The sequence below is a fragment of the Arthrobacter sp. Soil_C_49 genome (genome assembly GCF_057656635.1).
On sequence record NZ_JBDGJZ010000044.1, the window covers coordinates 1 to 272 of the forward strand.

Below are 272 nucleotides of genomic sequence, written 5' to 3' on the forward strand. Positions count from 1 at the left end.
AGCTCATCCGGAAGCACTTCACGGCGCTCAGTCATAGCCACAATGATTCTCCAATCACCCCGCTGGCTACATCCCTCCTACACAAACAATCTGACACCCCCGTTCCCGGCGGACAGGACCTGCAGGTACTCCACCGTCCGGGAAATTTCCTCCACTCCAGCGGCGTAGTTGGCCGCTTCAACATAGCTGGCCCCGGCAAGTATCGACGGCGCGGCAGCAGCAGCCTGCGCCACGAGCCTGCCGAGCTCCGCCAGACCCAGCGGCTCCCCGGC

The 272-nt window shown here is 63.6% G+C and carries 1 protein-coding gene; it reads right to left on the reverse strand.

Annotated features, from left to right (window positions below; translation table 11 throughout):
- Nucleotides 1–77: 77 nt before the first annotated feature.
- A partial coding sequence (locus AC3A4Z_RS22625) for a hypothetical protein (RefSeq protein ID WP_498714559.1) occupies nt 78–272 on the reverse strand: 195 nt, incomplete at its 5' end.